At 71.7% G+C, this 16,953-nt stretch carries 16 protein-coding genes; 6 read left to right on the top strand and 10 right to left on the bottom strand.

The features are described 5' to 3' along the window. Positions 1–109: 109 nt before the first annotated feature. Entirely contained in the window at positions 110–3,394 is a 3,285-nt protein-coding gene (locus ACFWRV_RS04360; RefSeq protein ID WP_384328571.1) for a S8 family serine peptidase, read from the bottom strand. A gap of 271 nt (positions 3,395–3,665) precedes the next feature. On the opposite strand from ACFWRV_RS04360, the gene ACFWRV_RS04355 reads away from it, so the two are divergent. Continuing rightward, positions 3,666–4,040, top strand: a complete 375-nt coding sequence (locus ACFWRV_RS04355; RefSeq protein WP_384328047.1) for an STAS domain-containing protein — start codon at positions 3,666–3,668, stop codon at positions 4,038–4,040. 88 nt (positions 4,041–4,128) lie between these two features. Here the strand turns inward: ACFWRV_RS04355 and ACFWRV_RS04350 are convergent, their stop codons facing one another. The 3 genes from ACFWRV_RS04350 to ACFWRV_RS04340 all read right to left on the bottom strand — a co-directional run bounded on the left by ACFWRV_RS04350 (position 4,129) and on the right by ACFWRV_RS04340 (position 7,481). Then, positions 4,129–5,157, bottom strand: a complete 1,029-nt coding sequence (locus ACFWRV_RS04350; protein WP_384328044.1) for a sigma-70 family RNA polymerase sigma factor — start codon at positions 5,155–5,157, stop codon at positions 4,129–4,131. A 177-nt stretch (positions 5,158–5,334) separates the two neighbouring features. Continuing rightward, positions 5,335–6,051: a L,D-transpeptidase family protein gene (locus tag ACFWRV_RS04345; RefSeq protein WP_384328041.1), complete on the bottom strand. Its 717-nt coding sequence runs from the start codon at positions 6,049–6,051 to the stop codon at positions 5,335–5,337. Positions 6,052–6,170: 119 nt separating this feature from the next. Continuing rightward, positions 6,171–7,481, bottom strand: a complete 1,311-nt coding sequence (locus tag ACFWRV_RS04340) for an MFS transporter (RefSeq protein WP_384328038.1) — start codon at positions 7,479–7,481, stop codon at positions 6,171–6,173. 62 nt (positions 7,482–7,543) lie between these two features. Here ACFWRV_RS04340 and ACFWRV_RS04335 point away from each other — a divergent pair, with 62 nt between their 5' ends. Both ACFWRV_RS04335 and ACFWRV_RS04330 read left to right on the top strand, forming a co-directional pair. Further along, positions 7,544–8,497, top strand: a complete 954-nt coding sequence (locus ACFWRV_RS04335; RefSeq protein ID WP_384328035.1) for a LysR family transcriptional regulator — start codon at positions 7,544–7,546, stop codon at positions 8,495–8,497. A gap of 54 nt (positions 8,498–8,551) precedes the next feature. Next, positions 8,552–9,283 carry a hypothetical protein gene (locus ACFWRV_RS04330; protein ID WP_384328032.1) on the top strand — a complete coding sequence of 244 codons (732 nt, stop codon included), beginning with the start codon at positions 8,552–8,554 and terminating at the stop codon, positions 9,281–9,283. A gap of 25 nt (positions 9,284–9,308) precedes the next feature. On the opposite strand, the gene ACFWRV_RS04325 is transcribed toward ACFWRV_RS04330, so the two are convergent. Continuing rightward, complete coding sequence (locus ACFWRV_RS04325) at positions 9,309–10,070, bottom strand: alpha/beta hydrolase (RefSeq protein WP_384328029.1); 762 nt, start codon at positions 10,068–10,070, stop codon at positions 9,309–9,311. Between the two features lie 103 nt (positions 10,071–10,173). Here ACFWRV_RS04325 and ACFWRV_RS04320 point away from each other — a divergent pair, with 103 nt between their 5' ends. Both ACFWRV_RS04320 and ACFWRV_RS04315 read left to right on the top strand, forming a co-directional pair. After that, on the top strand, positions 10,174–11,328 hold the full coding sequence (locus tag ACFWRV_RS04320; protein ID WP_384328027.1) for an adenosine deaminase: 1,155 nt from the start codon (positions 10,174–10,176) through the stop codon (positions 11,326–11,328). A gap of 135 nt (positions 11,329–11,463) precedes the next feature. Further along, a complete protein-coding gene (locus ACFWRV_RS04315) occupies positions 11,464–11,763 on the top strand; it encodes a hypothetical protein (protein WP_384328024.1) in 300 nt (99 codons plus the stop codon). A 126-nt stretch (positions 11,764–11,889) separates the two neighbouring features. Here the strand turns inward: ACFWRV_RS04315 and ACFWRV_RS04310 are convergent, their stop codons facing one another. The 5 genes from ACFWRV_RS04310 to afsQ1 all read right to left on the bottom strand — a co-directional run bounded on the left by ACFWRV_RS04310 (position 11,890) and on the right by afsQ1 (position 15,790). Continuing rightward, positions 11,890–12,096, bottom strand: a complete 207-nt coding sequence (locus ACFWRV_RS04310; RefSeq protein WP_384328021.1) for a PspC domain-containing protein — start codon at positions 12,094–12,096, stop codon at positions 11,890–11,892. Between the two features lie 94 nt (positions 12,097–12,190). After that, positions 12,191–12,763 (bottom strand): VanZ family protein, encoded by a 573-nt coding sequence (locus ACFWRV_RS04305; protein ID WP_384328019.1) that lies wholly within the window; start codon positions 12,761–12,763, stop codon positions 12,191–12,193. 185 nt (positions 12,764–12,948) lie between these two features. Then, positions 12,949–13,590 (bottom strand): hypothetical protein, encoded by a 642-nt coding sequence (locus ACFWRV_RS04300; protein ID WP_384328016.1) that lies wholly within the window; start codon positions 13,588–13,590, stop codon positions 12,949–12,951. Continuing rightward, positions 13,587–15,116, bottom strand: a complete 1,530-nt coding sequence (locus tag ACFWRV_RS04295) for an ATP-binding protein (protein WP_384328013.1) — start codon at positions 15,114–15,116, stop codon at positions 13,587–13,589. The genes ACFWRV_RS04300 and ACFWRV_RS04295 overlap by 4 nt, the downstream gene beginning before the upstream one ends. After that, complete coding sequence (gene afsQ1 / locus ACFWRV_RS04290) at positions 15,113–15,790, bottom strand: two-component system response regulator AfsQ1 (RefSeq protein ID WP_006127084.1); 678 nt, start codon at positions 15,788–15,790, stop codon at positions 15,113–15,115. Before afsQ1 ends, ACFWRV_RS04295 begins: the two co-directional genes overlap by 4 nt. Before the next feature lie 182 nt (positions 15,791–15,972). On the opposite strand from afsQ1, the gene ACFWRV_RS04285 reads away from it, so the two are divergent. After that, entirely contained in the window at positions 15,973–16,746 is a 774-nt protein-coding gene (locus ACFWRV_RS04285; RefSeq protein WP_384328010.1) for a SigE family RNA polymerase sigma factor, read from the top strand. Positions 16,747–16,953 lie beyond the last annotated feature (207 nt).

The following is a 16,953-nucleotide window of genomic DNA, read 5'->3' as shown; positions in this document are numbered from 1 at the left end:
GGACCTCGGCGCCCCCCCCTGCGTCTTACCCGGGACCGCCCCCCCCCCGGGTGGCAACCGTGCGGCGGGCCGCCGTCATGCGGTGGGGTGAACTACCCGCGAGCGCCCGTCACTTGCCCAGGTACGCGCTGTAGATCTTCACCCACGAGGTGTTGCCCTTCTTGTCGGTGACCTTGGCGGCGAAGGAGATCGCCTTGCCCTTCGCCGGGTTCTTGACGGTGATCTTCCCCTTCTTCACCGTGACCTTCTTCCAGGTCTTGCCGCCGTTGTAACTGACGTACGTGTTCAGCGACTTCAGGTTCTTGCCCGCCGCGGCGCCGTGCACCTTCACCGGCACCGAGACGGTCTTGCCCGCCTTGGCCCGGCCGTCCGCGCCGATGGCCGGGGTGAACCGGGCCGTGGAGACCGGGAGCGCGGCGAACTCGGTCTTCTTCGACGAGAACGTCCAGGACGCGTCCACCCGGGTGGAGAGCGGGCTGATCTTCGCGCTGTGCTTGACCGAGGTCGACAGCTTGTAGGCCGCGGATCCGGCCGGGACCGTGAAGTACTCCCCGCCGTACAGCGGGTCGTTGTTCTGGCCGATCTTCTTGCCGTTGCGGTACAGGACGGTCTTGGCCGACGAGAGTTCCATGGAGCCCTCGTTGCCCTGGCCGTCCGCAAGCAGCGGGAGATAGCCGGTGATCTCGTTGCCCTCGCGGGTCACGCCGAAGTCGTCGTTCACCAGCGGCTGGAACACCCCGGTGTTCACGGACCTGCTGTAGGACTTGCCCGCCTTGTACGTCGCCTCCGTACCGGCCAGGTAGCTCGCCTCGTACGACGGGAAGCCTTCCTCGTCGACCGGACCCAGCTGGCTGAAGTCGAAGGCCCAGCTCACCTTGTCGGCGGTGGAGAGATACAGCGTGCGGGTGCCGGGCAGCTTCTGCTCGATCGAGGCGGCCACGCCGCTGGTCGACGTGGGCAGGAAGCCCCAGGCGGCGAGCGCGCCCTTCTTCTTCGGGGCGGCCGCGCCCATGGTGAACTTCACCTTGGCCAGCTGGCCGGTCGTGAACTTCCGGTCGTAGCCGGTCGCGAGCTGCTTGACCGTGCCGCCGACCGCGATGTCGTACTCGGTCGACGCACCCTTGGTCCACATGCCCGACCAGTGCTGGGCGAGCGAGCCGTCGGTGATCTGCGGCCCCACGTGGAGCGTGCGCAAGCCGGCCGGCGAGTCCATCAGCCAGCCGAAGGAGACCCCGTCCCTCTTCGACTCCACCGAGTAGTCCGGCGAGAAGAGCCGGCCCTCCGCCTTCGTGTCCGGCAGCGTGATCTTCACCGGCTTCGCCTTGCGGGCGTCGAACGTCAGCGAGATGTTCTTGGTGACCGCGACCTTCGGCTGGGCGATCCAGTCCACGCCCTTGGAGAAGTCCTCCGGGTGGCCGTAGACCGTGGAGTTGACCACGTACGTGCCCTTGGGCACCCGGATCTTCGCCGTGCCGTTCACGACCCGCGCGTCCAGGAACGAGCCGCCGACCTCGTCGTCGAAGCCGTAGAGCGTGCTGTCCGCGTAGGGCGCCGGACGGCCGTCCCGGCCGAGGTGCTTGACGGTGACGTCATAGCTCTCGGCCTCACGCTCGACGGCGGCCGCCGTGCGCACGGTCTGCCCGCCGCCGGTCGCCACCACATACGCGGAGTACGTGCCGTCCGCCGTGCCGCCGATACGGGTGTCGGCGGTCAGCGCCGCCTCCGCGGTGCCGCCCGCGGGGACGGTGACCTTGTCCGCGCCGAGGGCGAAGAAGCCCGCCGGGGCCGGCTTGCCCGTCGGACCCGTGCCCGTCACCTTCAGATCGAGGGTGACATCGGTCGTACCGAGGTTCCGGTACGTCACCTTCTCGGTGACCGGGACGTCGTCGGTGTGCGGCCACTGCTGCACGCCGAAGCTCACGGAGACCGGCTCCGCGACGACGCTCTGGGCGATCGCGCGGTCCACCTGGATCCGGCCGGAGCCCTGCTGGAACGGGTTGTACGCACCGGGCTTCGTGGACGCGGTCAGCGCGCCCTTCAGCTCGGCGTGCTTCCAGTCGGGGTGCTGCTGCTTGAGCAGCGCCGCCGCGCCCGCGACGTGCGGGGTGGCCATCGACGTACCCGAGATGGTGGCGTAACCGGCGGGCTTCTCGCCCACCTCCTGGGCGATCAGCGAACCGGGCGGGATGGCCGCCGTGGTGTCCACGCCGGGAGCCGTCACGTCCGGCTTGATCGCACCGTCGCCGATCCGCGGGCCGCGGCTGGAGAAGTCCGCCAGCTTGTCCTGGTCGTCGACCGCGCCGACCGTCAGCGCGGCGTTCGCGCTGCCCGGCGAGCCGACCGTGCCCGCGTCGTCGCCCTCGTTGCCCGCGGCGATGGCGAACAGGACGCCCTTCTCCGCCGACAGCTTGTCGACCGCCGCCTCCAGCGGGTCCACCTCGGGGGTGTCGGGTCCGCCGAGGCTCAGGTTGACGATGTCGGCGCCCTGGGCGACCGCCCACTCCATGCCGGCCAGGATGCCGGAGTCCTCGCCGTAGCCCTCGTCGTCGAGCACCTTGCCCGCGAGCAGCTTCGCGTCCGGGGCCACGCCCTTGAGCTTCCCGCCCGACTTCGCGCCGGTGCCCGCCGCGATCGAGGCGACGTGCGTGCCGTGGCCCACCCGGTCCTTCGTGTCCTTCGCGGCGCTGAAGTTCTTCTCCGCGAGGATCTGGCCCTGGAGATCGGGGTGGGTGGCGTCCGTCCCGGTGTCCAGGACCGCGATCTTGACGCCCTTGCCGGTGAACCCGGCCTTCCAGGCCGCCGGGGCGCCGATCTGCGGGACGCTCTTGTCGAGGCTCGCCCTCCGTACGCCGTCCAGCCAGACCCGGTCGATACCGGCGGCGGTGGTCACCCGGTCGCCCCCGGCGCGACGCTCGGTGAGCGCCTTCCAGATCTCCGGCGCGTCGGAGGTCGGCGTCGTCACCGACTCGGCGTTCAGTGAGGTGAGGCTCCGGCCGACCTCGGTGGAGCCCGCGTCGCGGACCTGCGCCTTCGCGGTGGCGGTCTGCTTGCCCCGGTAGCCGACGATCAGCTTCAGGCCGTCCTTCTGGGCCCGGAGGTTCTCCGGACGGCTCAGCTCGGTGACGTCGAACAGCCGCCGGTCGAGCTTGCCGGAGACGATCAGCCGGTGGGCGTCGGCCGGAATGACGAGGTGGTGGCCCTGGTCGCTCATCCGCTGGACCGGGATGTGCTCCCGCCCCTTCGCGGGCCGGAAGGCGACCGGCTTGCCCTTGTCGTCCACGGTGACACGGTCGCCGGTGACGAGGGTCAGCTGACGCACGTCCCGGTCCTGGGCCTGCGCACGGGCGCCGGACGCCCCCTTCGGATCCGGCTGGGCCACGGCGGGGCTGACCATGCCCGCCGCCAGTGCCACGGCGGCCGCTGTGGCGACCGCGGGTATGCACGCGTTTCTCACGTGTCTGCGCAACTCTCCCCCTGGAGAACTCGATGGTTCCTCAACCCGCCGGTCCGCAGAGACGCAGAAATGACGGCTGCGGCCGTCGGTTCATCGAACTAGAGGGATTGCTGAGGAGATTGGTTCACAGAAGATACACAGGAAATGCGGAGTTGACGCGAAAACGCCCCTCCGTGACGAGACATTGCCCAGGGCCCGAGCCGAGAGGCCGATGATTTTCGCCTCCCGGTCCGGTCTGCCTGGTGTGGATGCCGAGAATCCGATCACTCTGACGGTGGCCGGCCGGGTCAGCCGTGCCGTCGTACCCGACCTCTGCGCCGAGCTGGAGCGTGCTCTCGCCGGCCCCGGGGGAGCCGCCCTCGCCCCGGGGGCGGCGGTGGACTGCGATGTGGGCGGGGTGATCCGGCCGGATCTGACCGCCGTCGAAGCGGTGGCCCGGCTGGGGCTCGTCGCCCGCCGGGCCGGACTCACCCTGCGGCTGCGCCGCGTGCCCCCCGAACTCCGGGCGCTGCTGGACCTGGTGGGGCTGGCCGAGGTGGTGGCCCTGGAGGAGGGCCCGGAGGAACGCGTGCCGGGCCCGTCCTGACGTACGTACGCGGGGAGGCAGGGGCAGGGGCAGGGGCCGGCCCGCCGGACCCCGGGTGTGTCACGGGGCCCGGCCGGGCCGGGACTTCCTACGCGTCGGCCGGGAGGCGGTCCGGCAGGCCGAACAGCGGGAACCAGCGCGGGACGTCCAGGAAGCAGTGCATCCCGGTGATCTCCCCGTCCTGGATGTCGATGACCTGGACCGCCCACGGCACGAACCCGGACCCGTCCTCGGCGGGCTTGTAGTGCGCGAAGGCGGGGGAGCCGTTGGCCGAGACGGGCACCAGCTTGGAGCCCGCGCAGGCCGCGCCGATGGAGGTCATGAAGCCCGTGATGTCCCCGGTGCCCCGCAGCCACAGGTCGAACGGCGGCATCGTCATCACCGCGTCCTCGTGGAGCAGCGCCGTCAGGGCGGCCATGTCATACCCCTCGAACGCCTTCACATAGCGCTCCAGGAGCTTCTGCTGCTCCTCGTCGAGCGGGTCCGCCGTATCGCCCGCCCGGCCCTCCGTCTCGGTCAGCGTGGCGCGGGCCCGCTGCAGGGCGCTGTTGACCGAGGCGACGGAGGTCTCCAGCAGCTCGGCGACTTCCGCGGCCTTCCAGGCGAGCACCTCGCGCAGGATCAGCACGGCGCGCTGCTTCGGCGGCAGGTGCTGGAGGGCGGCGACGAACGCCAGGCGTACCGACTCGCGCGCCACGGCCGCCTCGGCCGGGTCCTGGACCGACGGCAGGATCCGGCCGTCGGGCATCGGCTCCAGCCAGACGTTCTCCGGGCGGGGGCTCAGCGCGGCCTGGGCGAGCGGGGTCGGGCCCGTCAGGTCGACCGGGCGGGCCCGCTTGTTGCCCGCGTTCAGCATGTCCAGGCAGACGTTGGTGGCGATCCGGTAGAGCCAGGAGCGCAGCGAGGAGCGGCCCTCGAACTTGTCGAAGTTGCGCCAGGCCCGGACCAGGGTGTCCTGCACCGCGTCCTCGGCCTCGAAGGCGGATCCGAGCATCCGGTAGCAGTAACCGGTCAGCTCGATCCGGTGCCCCTCCAGGCGGCTGTCGATCCCGGCGTCATCGGGCCTGCCGGCGTCCGCCGCCGCACCTGTGGCCGTCGTCGTGGTCAGATCGCTCATCGCTCCACCCCTGTCGCGCGCAGCCGCGCTGTGGCATCCGTCACCCGGTACGTCGGAAGCTACCGCAGGCCACTGACAGCCGGGGGCGGAAAACGGACAAGGAGTGCCGGACGCCGTGGCTCCGGCCACGATCCGTCCGGCACCCCTCGGGTGTCCTGGCTGCCCCGAGCGTGTCGCTCAGGTCCCGGGCTTGCGCCCGTACACGTACACGTCGTCGCCGTTCTTCAGCAGTTTCCAGTATGCCTTCGCGTCGTCGGGGCGCATGTTGACGCAGCCGCCGGAGCCCGGCGGGTTGTACATGGACTTGGTGACCGAGTGGAACGCCTGGCCGCCGTCGAAGAACTGGGAGTGGGGCATCCAGACCTTGTAGATGGTCGACCAGTGCTTGATGCTGCGCCAGTAGATCTTCTTCGCGCCGGTCCGGGTCTCCGCGCCGTTTCGACCCGTGCGCACCGGCACCGGGCCGTACGTCAGCTTCTTGCCGTCCTGGATCCAGCTCAGCTGCCGGGTCAGGTCGACACAGGCGATGCGCCCCTTGTTGGTGGGACACTTCTTCGCCTTGTTGGGGTTCTTCCCGGCCGCCTTCTGGGCGAGCATCGTGTTCATCGTGCGCCAGGTCAGCGGCCCGGCGTAGCCGATGGTGGGGGTGATCCCGTGCTTCTTCTGGAACGTCTGGATCGCCTTGCAGTCGGCCGTCGACTGCTTCCCGTCCACGGGCCGCCCCAGGAACTTCTCGACCTGCTTCTGGTGCGGTCCCACCGATGTGGTGCAGGACGCCGCGTGGGCGGCGGTGCCGCTGCCCAGGACCAGGGCCGGAGCGGCCACCAGTCCGGCGACGGACAGCGCCGCCCCACGCCGCAGTCGTCTTCCGGATATTTTCGCCGTGACTCCCATGCGCGCCAACTCCCCTTCGCTCACAGTGCGTTCTTGGTTACGCCTGGTAGACGTGCGAAGGGGAGCGGTGGTTGCGCGTTGGTATGTCTCGGTTGTGCTTCAGTGGGTGGTGGAGCGGTTCAGCGGGTGGCGGGCACGAGCGCCCGCCGCTCCGCACGCGCCACCCGGGTCCCGTACAGGGTGATCGAGACGACGCCGAGGACCGCGAGCAGGCCCAGGGCCACCGTCGCGGCCCAGCCCCCGGCGTGGAAGGCGACCGCGCCCAGCGTGCCGCCCGCGCTGGAGCCCAGGTAGTACGCCGACTGGTAGAGCGCCGAGGCCTGTGCCCGGCCCGTCGTCGCGGTCCGGCTCACCGAGGACGAGGCGACCGCGTGCCCGGCGAAGAAGCCGGCCGTGATCAGCACCAGGCCCAGCAGCACGGCGGCCAGCTGGTCGGCCAGCGAGAGAAGCAGTCCGGCGGCGGTGGTGGAGACCGCCAGGTAGAGCGCGCCCCGGCGGCCCAGCCGGGCCACCAGCCGTCCGGCCGCGGCGGAGGAGACCGTACCGACCAGGTAGACCAGGAAGATCGAGCCGATGACGCCCTGCGGCAGGCTGAACGGCTCCTCGACCAGCCGGTAGCCGATCACCGTGTAGACCGCGCCGAACACCGTCATGAACAGGGCGCCGATCGCGTACAGCCGGACCAGCAGCGGGTCGGACAGATGCGTGGCGACGGTCTTCGCCAGGGCCTTCGGGTTCAGCGAACCGGGGCGGAAGTTCCTGGCCTTCGGGATCAGGAAGTGGAAGGCGACCGCGCACGCAAGCGCGAGCAGCCCGACCGCCGCGAGCGCGGCGCGCCAGCCCCAGGCCTGGGCGACCCACCCGGTCAGGATGCGGCCGCTCATGCCGCCGATGCTGTTGCCGGCGACGAACAGCCCGATCGCGGCGACCAGCGCCTTGGGCCGCACCTCCTCCGCGAGATACGCCATCGCGGAGGCCGGGAGCCCCGCGAGCGCCGCGCCCTGGACGGCGCGCAGCGCGATCAGCGCGCCCATCGACGGGGCGAGGGGCACCAGCAGCCCGACCAGCACGGCGATCGCCAGCGACGCCGTCATCATCTGCCGCCGCCCGAACCGCTCCGAGAGCGCGCTCAGCGGCAGCACGAACAGGGCCAGCGCCCCGGTCGCCGCCGAGACCGTCCAGCTCGCCTGGCCGGCGGTCGCGTCGAACGACGCGGAGACGGCGGGCAGCAGGGCCTGCGTGGAGTAGAGGAGGGCGAACGCCGCGACACCGGCGGCGAAGAGGGCGAAGCTCATCCGGCGGTAGCCGGGGCGGCCGGGCTCCAGGCGCTCATGGGTGGCGGCGGCGGGCTCGGCGGTGGTGGTGACGGGGGACTGCGGGGCAGAGGCATCCACGACGATGGTGGATGCCCCGGTACTGGCGGGAGGCATACGTCGAACGTAGAGCGAGACGTTTCATGCGTCCAATGCACGAAACTGCCATAATCAATCCCATGGTGCATGAACGCAGCTCAGGGCCTCGGCTGTCACCGAGCAGTTACGAAGAAGACATCCGGGCCGTGCTCGCGCCTCGCCTCGCGTACTTCGAGGCGGTCGCCCGGCACGAGCATGTGACCCGTGCCGCACAGGAGCTCGGCGTCCCGCAGTCCACGCTCTCGCGGGCCATGGTCCGGCTCGAAGCGGACCTGGGCGTCGCCCTGTTCGCCCGCAAGGGCCGTACCGTCTCGCTCACCCCGGCGGGCCGCACCTTCCTCGGCTCGGCGGAACGGGCCCTGGCGGAGGTGGAGAAGGCCGCCGACTCGGTCCGGGCGGACGCCGACCCGACGGCGGGCCGGGTCTCCTTCGGCTTCCTGCACACGATGGGCTCGGAGACGGTGCCCGCCCTGATCCGCGCGTTCCGGGTCGACCACCCGCGCGTCCGCTTCCAGCTCGTGCAGAACTACGGCGAGGCGATGATCGAACGGCTGCGCGCGGGCGGCCTGGACCTCTGCCTGACCTCACCCGTGCCCGACGCCCCCGACCTCGTCACCCGCCGCCTCGACGAACAGCGCCTGCGCCTGGTGGTCCCGGACGACCACCGGCTCGCCTCCCGCCGCCGGATCCGCCTCGCGGAGGCCGCCGACGAGACGTTCGTGACGCTGGAGCCGGGGTACGGGCTGCGCCGGATCACCGACGACCTCTGCGCGGAGGCGGGCTTCACGCCGCGCGTCGCGTTCGAGGGCGAGGAGGCGGAGACCCTGCGCGGGCTGGTCGCGGCCGGGCTCGGAGTGGCCCTGCTGCCGCCACCGGCGGTCGCCCGCCCCGGGGTCGTCGAGCTGACGGTCACCGCACCGCGCGCGGCCCGTGAGATCGGCGTCGCCTGGCTCGACGGACACCCCGACACCCCGCCGGTCGCCGCTTTCAAGCGCTTCCTGCTCTCGCGGCGGGGGAACCTGCTGCCGGACTGAGGGCGCGGCCCGGGCGCGGCGCGCCCTCCGGTTCGCATCGGGCAGAATGCCCCGGTGAACCGTGCCCCCGCATCGCCGCCCGGGCGCCCGTCCCTGATGGGCGTGACCCTCGCCGCCGCGGCCGGGTCGGTGATGGTGCTCGCCGCGGTCGTCCTCTTCGCGCTGCTTCCCGGGAGCCTCTCCGAGGCCCGCGACTTCCGGGCCGCGCGGCCGTGCTCGGAGGCCTCCGCGCCCGAGAGCGGCGACTGCCTCTCCGAGTGGCCCGCCGCGGTCGTCTCCACGGAGACCGGCCGGAAGCACAGGACCGCCACCCACTGGGCCACGGTCGACACCGGCGGCGAGATGCCGCCGTTCCGGGTACGGATGCGCGGCGACGGCCCGGTGTGGAAGGAAATCGCCCCCGGGGACCGGGTCGCGGTATACGCCTGGCGCGGCCTGGTGTGGCGGCTGGGGAGCGGCGAGCTGCGCCAGGACACCACCGGGAAGCCGGGCCGCGCCTCCACCGCCGCACTGGCCACGGGGCTCGTGCTGCTGATCATCGGCAGCGTCTTCCTGCGGGGCGCCGGGCGGCTGCACCGCCGTCGCGCCACCCGCGCCCCGGCCGCCCGCGCGTCACAGGTTGTCGTGGTGGTGGCGGCGACCCTGCTCGCGTCCGGCATCGCCGTCACCTCCGCCGTCGCCACGGACAGCCTCCTGCTCGCCCTGCCGGTCGCCGCCGCCGGATGCGCGGCGGCGTGGACGGCCTCCGCGCTGCTGCTGCGGCGGTCGGCGCGGCGGGAGGCCTGACGCCGGCCCCGGTCCGGCGGCCGCCTCAGTGCCGCAGCGACCGCCCGAACCCCGCGGCCAGCGGCATCCGCAGCCCCAACGGCGGCGGTGCGGCGAGCGCGTCCGCGACCGGGCGGGCGTAGGACCGGGCGAAGAGCGAGCCCCGGACGAAGTCGGCGGCCAGCGCGACCACTTCGGACCGGTGCTGGCGCAACGCGTGCCCGTCGGAGTGCACTTCGAAGCGGCAGGTGTCCCGGTTCGACTTCTTCGCCCGCTCGGCCAGCCGGTAGGACAACTCCGGGTCGGTGCGCTCGTCGTTGGTGCCGTGCACGATCAGCACCCGCCGCCCCGCCAACTGCTTCACCGGCTCCGGCTCGCCCGCCGCCCGCTCCGGCAGCCACGGGGCCATCGCCAGTACGGAGGTGACCGCGCCGTGCCCGGCGGCCCGCAACGCGGCCCGCCCGCCCATCCCGTGCCCGACCAGGCAGACCGGCACGTCGCCGTACCGCCGCTGGACCTCGTCGGCGGCCCACGCGGCGTCCTCGGCGGGGTGCGCGTCGTCCGCGTTCCAGCCGCGGCAGCGGTAGCGCAGCACGTGCACCGCGAGCCCGTCGCCCTCCCCGGCGCGGGCGAGGGAGCGGGCGAACGGCAGCTGCGCCGCGTACGACAGGGTGGAGGGACGGCGGCGGGAGTCTGCCGCGCCGTCCGGAAGCAGCAGAACCACGCCGCTGACCTCGTCCGTTGCTCCGGCCGTCTGTACGGCCCGTCCCAGCCTGGCTTCGGGCAGGGGGAGTGCGCGCTGTCCCATGACAGAACAGTGTCAGAAGGGGAGGTGTACTCCACCCGACTTCGTGGTCACTGTTACGCATCGACACGAGGCGCTCTACGCGCGTAGGCGCTAGAGTGCCAAGATGACGAGCCAGACCCCGAATGTCCCTGATTCCGACCAGATCCGGCGCGCCCCCAAGGTGCTGCTCCACGACCACCTCGACGGCGGCCTGCGGCCGGGCACCATCGTCGAGCTGGCCCGCGCGCAGGGTTACGACTCCCTCCCCGAGACCGAGGCCGACAAGCTCGGCATCTGGTTCCGCGAGGCCGCCGACTCCGGTTCGCTGGAGCGCTACCTGGAGACGTTCGCGCACACCTGCGCCGTCATGCAGACCCGTGACGCGCTGTTCCGGGTGGCCGCCGAGTGCGCCGAGGACCTCGCCGAGGACGGCGTCGTCTACGCCGAGATCCGCTACGCACCCGAGCAGCACCTGGAAGGCGGCCTGACCCTCGAAGAGGTCGTCGAGGCCGTCAACGAGGGCTTCCGTGAGGGCGAGCGCATCGCCCGCGCCAACGGCCACCGCATCCGCGTCGGCGCCCTCCTCACCGCGATGCGGCACGCCGCCCGCGCCCTGGAGATCGCCGAACTGGCCAACAGCTACCGCGACCAGGGCGTCGTCGGCTTCGACATCGCCGGCGCCGAGGCCGGCTTCCCGCCCACCCGCCACCTCGACGCGTTCGAGTACCTCAAGCGGGAGAACAACCACTTCACCATCCACGCGGGCGAGGCCTTCGGCCTGCCGTCGATCTGGCAGGCCCTCCAGTGGTGCGGCGCCGACCGGCTCGGCCACGGGGTGCGGATCATCGACGACATCGAGGTTGCCGAGGACGGCTCGGTCTCCCTCGGCCGCCTCGCCTCCTACGTACGGGACAAGCGCATCCCGCTGGAGATGTGCCCGACCTCCAACCTCCAGACCGGCGCCGCCGACTCGTACGCCGAGCACCCGATCGGACTGCTGCGCAAGCTGCACTTCCGCATCACGGTGAACACGGACAACCGGCTGATGAGCGGGACCAGCATGAGCGGGGAATTCGAGCGGCTGACCGAGGCCTTCGGATACACGCTCGACGACATGCAGTGGTTCACCGTCAATGCGATGAAATCAGCTTTCATTCCTTTCGACGAACGTCTCGCGATGATCAATGACGTCGTCAAGCCCGGATACGCCGAGCTGAAGTCGGAGTGGCTCTTCCGTCAGACCGCTGTGACCAGCGGTTCTGCGGTCTCCGGAAGCTGAGAGACGCACCAGGGGAAAGGGTCGGGAAGCAGTATCCCGGCCCTTTTTCCGCGTGTCGGGATGTTTGCGGAGGCGGCGGCGGGATGGCTAGCTTGCAGAGCCGCTCACATCCCCTTCCCCAAGGATGAATTCTCCATGAAGAAGTCTGCCAAGACTCTCGGTGTCGCCGCTCTCGGCGCCGCTTTCGCCGCTGCCGCCGCCGGCAGCGCCTCCGCCGCACCGTCGCTGCCGCTGGACGCCGCGGCCGGGGCGCTCCCCGTCTCGACGATGGCGCTGGACACCGTCGCGCAGTCGGTGCAGAACGCGCCGGTCCAGGACACCGTCGACAAGATCCTCGGCGGCGAGGCCACCGACGCGGCCGCCCCGGTCACCGGCCTGCTCGGCGGACTGCCCACCCAGGGCCTCACCGCCAACGGGATCCCGCTCGGCGGCTGACCCCGCACCTGTGCGCCGGGGATCCGGCGCGCACCCGCACATGTCAGTGGGGCGCACACCCTGATCCAGGGTGTGCGCCCCACCGTGCGTTCTCCTGTGCGTTCTCGCTCCCCGTGGTCCGGCGCGTCACCAGGCCGTCGCGGAGGAGGCGGACTTCTCCGAGGGAAGCAGCGCCCACAGCGCCAGGTAGAGCAGGAACTGCGGGCCGGGCAGCAGGCAGGAGACGACGAAGATGACGCGCATCGTGCTCGCCGACATACCGAAGCGCCGGGCGAGACCCGCGCACACTCCGCCGATCATGCGGCCTTCACGGGGGCGGACAAGTGCGGCCATGGTGGGCTCCTTCGCGAACCGTTGCGGGAGGAGCAGCGATCCGTGCTCCCCGATGTATCCATGGTGCCGCGGCGAAGGGGGACAAAGCATCGCTCTACGGGGCGAGGCCGACCCCGGTAATCGTCGGGGTCGACCCCCCAGGGGCCTCGTCCCTGAGGCGGGTCTCGTGGCGGTAGTGGGGCAGGTCCCGTACCCCCGGCAGTCCCCGGCGGCGCAGCCGTGCCCGGCAGAGCGGGACGACCAGCAGATGGGCCAGCACCACCCCGGTGGTGTTCAGCAGCAGCGAGTCGATGTCGACGACCTGCCCCGGCACCCCGGTCTGGCCCAGCTCGATGGCCAGCGAGATCAGCGCCCCGGCGGCGACCGTACGCAGCAGCGAGACCCAGGGGGAGACGAAGATCCGCCCCCCGGCCATCGGCAGCAGCACCCCGAGCGGGGCCAGCAGGAACAGCGCCCCGCCGATCCGGCGGGCCGCCTCGGCCGGTCCCAGCGCGAGATCCGCCCTGATCCCGGCGAGCGGCTCGAAATTCGCCGCCGTGATCCAGGGAACGTCCAGCGGGCGCAGCGTCAGCCACCCGACGACCAGCAGATGCGCGACAAGGAGAGTGACGCCCGCCGCGCGGAAGTGGATGACGGTCTGGCCGTCCGAACTGTGACGCACGCCCACCAAGACGCCGTGACCGGCAGGATCGGTTCCGTGCCGTCGCGGCCCGCCACGCGAAAGGCCCTCCGGGGCGTCTTCACGTGCCGCGCGGGGACCCGCGCAACCCCGGCCCGACCCCGCACGGCGTGGACCTGCCCGCCCCCGCACGGCCTGGCCGCAACCCGCGTAGGCCCGGCGGACGGCCCGGGTCAGTCCAGCCGGACCGCGTCCGGTGTGGCCAGGTCTCCCGGCCGGGACTTCGTCTGCGAGGTGCACAGATAGCCGCGCGGCGGATAGTCCCCGGGCCCGCCCAGCACCACCGAGCCGTCCTGGACCAGCGACTCGCTCTCCGCGTACGTGCACACCAGCTGGGCCAGTGCCTCCGCCGACAGGTCCTCCGGCTGGCTGCTCAGCCGCAGGGCGCCCGCCGGATCACCGTCCCGGGAGGGATCCACCCGCAGGCCCGCCGGGACGGCGGTGGTGAACCCGGCCCGCCGCTCGCTCGCGGGCGGCGCCTGCTGGATCTCCTTCAGCAGCGCGCGGGCCACCTCCACCGGCGCGGCGCCGACCGCGTCCGCCGGCATCGGACGGTCCACGGTGACCAACTGCGAGGCGCACACCAGATACACCTCGGCGCTCATACGGTCCGGCGACCGGGTGGCGGCGTCCGACGAGGACAGCCGGCACGGCACCCGGGAGGGCGCGGCCCCCGCGTCCACCGGCACCGTGGTCGTCCGGATCCCGCACCCGGAGGCCAGCGTCGCGGCAGCCAGCACGGCCGCCAGCGGAACGGCCGTGCGCCACCGGAGCGGGCGGCCGCGCTCTCGGTACGTGACATCGCCGCGCTTCACGTCGCCCCGTCCTCGTCCCCGGCCCCCGCGCCCGGTTCGTCGTTCCGTGCGATCCTCTCGGCGTCGCGCGGCAGCCGCAGTTCGAAGACGGCCCCGCCGTCCGGGGAGTTCGCGGCCGTGATGTCACCGCCGTGGATGTGCGCGTTCTCCATGGCGATGGAGAGGCCGAGCCCGCTGCCCTCCGACCGCGGCCGCGAGGCGCTGGCCTTGTAGAACCGGTCGAAGACGTGCGGCAGCACATCCTCGGGGATCCCCGGACCGTGGTCCCGTACCTCGATGACCAGCTCCTCGCCCTCGGTGCGCACCCGGACACCCACCGGCGAACCCCCGTGCTTGAGGGCGTTGCCGATCAGATTGGCCAGGATCACGTCCAGCCGGCGCGGATCGAGCCGGACCATCATGCCGCGCTCCGCGTCCAGGTCCACCGCGTCCAGCCAGGCCCGCGCGTCGATGCACGCGGTCACCTGGTCGGCCACGTCGACGTCGTCCAGCACCAGACGGGCCGTGCCCGCGTCGAAGCGGGTCACCTCCATCAGGTTCTCCACCAGGTCGTTCAGCCGCCGGGTCTCGCTGACCACCAGGTGCACGGCGGGCGCGATCATCGGGTCGAGGGTGTCCGCCTCGTCCTCCAGCACCTCGGCCACCGCGGTGATCGCGGTCAGCGGGGTCCGCAGCTCGTGCGACATGTCGGCGACGAACCGGCGGCTCGCCTCCTCCCGCGCGCTCATGTCCGCGACCTTCTTCTCCAGCGAGCTCGCCGTTCTGTTGAACGTACGGGAGAGATCGGCGAGTTCGTCCGTACCGGAGACCACGAGCCGGGTGTCGAGCTTGCCCTCGCCGAGCTTGCGCGCCGCGTCGCCGAGCCGCTGCACCGGGCGCAGCACCGTCGTCGCGGCGGCCTGCGCGAGCAGCGCCGAGCCGACCAGGGCGAGGGCGGTGGCGATCCCCAGCGACCAGGCGAGCGAGTTGAGGTCCTGCCGCTCCTGGTCGAGGGACTTGAGCATGTAGCCGGTCGGGCCGCCGCCGATGATCCGCGTACCCGCGACAAGATACGGCGTGCCCGCGATGCTCGTCCGCTGCCAGAACAGGTGGTACTCGTCCTCGTTGCTCGACGTCAGGGGCTGCTTGCGCGCCACCTGCTCCTGCAACGAGTCCGGTACGTCGGCCCGGGTGAAGGTGTCCAGGTCGGAGTAGCCCACGATCGGCTTGCCGCGCTCGCGCTCGGCCTCCAGCAGCACGCTGTAGCCCGGGCTGCTGGACGCCATCTCCCCGGCGGCCCGCTGGAGATCGTCCTTGGTGGGCCGCGTCGGCAGCGCGGCCGCCGTCTCCTGCATCTGCCGGCGGAAGTCGTCGAGCGCGGTGTCCTGCGTACGGGTCAGCACGGCCTCGCGGTTGAGCCAGTACGCGATCCCCGAGGCGGACACCGCGGCCACCAAGGCCACCAGCGCGAACACCACGACCAGCCGCAGCCGCAGACTGGTCCAGCGCAGACCGGCGCGGATCGACCGCTTGGCGGTTTCGGTCACTGAGGCGAGTCCAGCCGGTAGCCCACGCCCCGCACCGTACGGATCAGGGTCGGCGAGGACGGCACGTCCTCCACCTTCGCGCGCAGCCGCTGCACACAGGCATCGACCAGTCGGGAGTCGCCCAGATAGTCGTGTTCCCAGACCAGACGCAGCAACTGCTGCCGGGACAGGGCCTGGCCGGGCCGGCGGCTCAGCTCCAGCAGGAGCCGCAGCTCGGTCGGCGTGAGCTGCAGATCCTCCCCGTCCTTGGTGACGGTCATGGCGGAGCGGTCGATCACCACGTTGCCGAAGGTCGCCGAGTCGGTCGACTCGCGCTCACCACGGCGCAGCACCGCCCGGATCCGGGCGTCGAGCACCCGTCCCTGGACGGGTTTCACCACATAGTCGTCCGCGCCGGACTCCAGTCCCACCACGACGTCGATGTCGTCGCTGCGCGCGGTCAGCAGAATGATCGGCAGCTGGTCGGTGCGGCGGATCCGCCGGCACACCTCGAAACCGTCGATCCCGGGCAGCATCACATCCAGCACGACCAGGTCGGGCCGCTGCTCACGCAGCAGCTCCAGGCCGTCCTCTCCCGTCGCCGCGGTGGCCACACGGTGGCCCTGGCGTGACAACGAGAGTTCGAGGGCCGTGCGGATGGCGTCGTCGTCCTCGATCAGCAACAGGAAAGGCACGGACGTCATTCTGGCCCATGGTGGCGCTTCAGTTCGACCTGTGGCCCGGTCCGATTGTCCGGGCACGGGCGCAACTCCCCCTGTGACAGGCCTGTGACAGTCGGGGGACAGCGCCATGAAACTGCCCCGGCAAGCTCTTGGTCAGCAGGGAACGAACGGACTCCACCGATAGGGGGCGCGAGATGAACGCACTGCACAGCACCAGCTCAAGCGCAGTTGTCACGCGCCTCCACGACATCGGGCGGGGCACGGAGAAGTCCGGTGCTACGAACATGCGGGGGTGCGTTCGAGGCATCGGGCGTCAGCACCAGGCGGCGGCGGAGCAGGTGCGCATGCCGTACATGACGGTGGTTGACGCGCCCACGGGGGGCAACGGGGGAAGCGCGTACGGGGAGGCCACGGGGGATCGCACCACCCGGGCGGAGAACGCGGACGCCGAAGCGGCGTTCACGGCCTACGTCCAGGAGCGACGGGCCTCCCTGTACGCAACCGCCTATCACCTGACCGGCGACCGGTTCGAGGCCGAGGATCTGCTGCAGAGCGCCCTCTTCTCGACGTACCGGGCGTGGCACCGGATCAGCGACAAGGCGGCGGTCGGCGGCTATCTGCGCCGCACCATGACCAATCTGCACATCAGCGCCTGGCGCCGGCGCAAGCTGAACGAATACCCGACCGAGGAGCTGCCGGAGACGGTGGGCGACACGGACGCGATGCGCGGCACGGAGCTGCGGGCGGTGCTGTGGCAGGCGCTCGCCCGACTGCCCGAACTCCAGCGCACGATGCTGGTCCTGCGGTACTACGAGGGCCGCACCGACCCGGAGATCGCGTCGATCCTCGACATCAGTGTCGGCACGGTGAAGTCGAGCATCTGGCGCTCCCTGCGCCGGCTGCGCGAGGACGAGGTCCTCAGCTTCGGACGTGACGAGCAGGAGTCCTTCGGCGAGCTGGTGGCCTGAGGCAGGGCCCTTCGTCTCGGGGGAGACGGGGGCCGCGGGGGAATACGGGGGAGCAGTAAAAACGGGGACCGAGGGGACCCGACCCGGGGGAACACGGGGGAGCAGTAAAAACGGGGACCGAGGGGACCCGGGGGAAACGCAGCGGGGTCGTACGGGCCGGGGGGTCCTGTACGGCCCCGCCGGCATGTCGGCCCGCTTCTTCCAGCC

This window comes from Streptomyces sp. NPDC058576 (assembly GCF_042718715.1).
Lineage (GTDB): Bacteria > Actinomycetota > Actinomycetes > Streptomycetales > Streptomycetaceae > Streptomyces.
The sequence above is the reverse complement of the archived record's forward strand: the minus strand, read 5'-3'. Positions and strand labels throughout refer to the sequence as shown.